The following is a 554-nucleotide window of genomic DNA, read 5'->3' on the forward strand; positions in this document are numbered from 1 at the left end:
TACGCGTAGGCATTAATCCCGCCTTCCAGCCCAATCGGGTCCTTGCTGACATACCGCCCGCTTACCGGATCATAGTACCGGTGCCGGTTGTAATGGAGCCCGGTTTCCTGGTCGTAATACTGGCCCTGGAAGCGCAGTGGGTTGGCAATACCTGCCTTGCGCGCCGCTTCGGAGATGACCTCGCGCGCGGCGCCCCATGCCTGGTACTGCGCACTCCAGGCAATCTCGCCGGCTTCATCGGTCAGCTCCTGCGGTGTGCCGAGGTGGTCGCACTGGTACCACGCGATGGCGTCGAACGGCTGCGGGGCGATGTCCTCGGTCCACAGCGGATCCTCATCGATGTCGTAGTCGCCTGCGTAATCGGGCTGGCGATGCAGGGCGATGGCGTCATGGCGTACCGCCTGCGCCAGCGGTACGAAGGTGCCGGGCTCGTAGACATAGTGCGTGCTGCGGTCTGGCCGGCTTTCCCACGCCAGTTGGTCGCCGTCCCAGCCATAGAGCGTGACGCCGTGGGCGGAGGACGACTTGACCAGCCTGCGCCCGAGCGCGTCGTA

General features: G+C 65.2%; 1 protein-coding gene. It reads right to left on the reverse strand.

Going from position 1 to position 554, the window contains the following annotated elements; translation table 11 throughout:
* Positions 1–554, reverse strand: a 554-nt coding sequence (locus AB4Z27_RS29370; protein WP_441646026.1) for an RHS repeat-associated core domain-containing protein, incomplete at both ends; no start/stop codon positions are given.

It is taken from the genome of Cupriavidus sp. KB_39 (assembly GCF_052114485.1).
In the GTDB taxonomy this organism is placed as follows: domain Bacteria; phylum Pseudomonadota; class Gammaproteobacteria; order Burkholderiales; family Burkholderiaceae; genus Cupriavidus.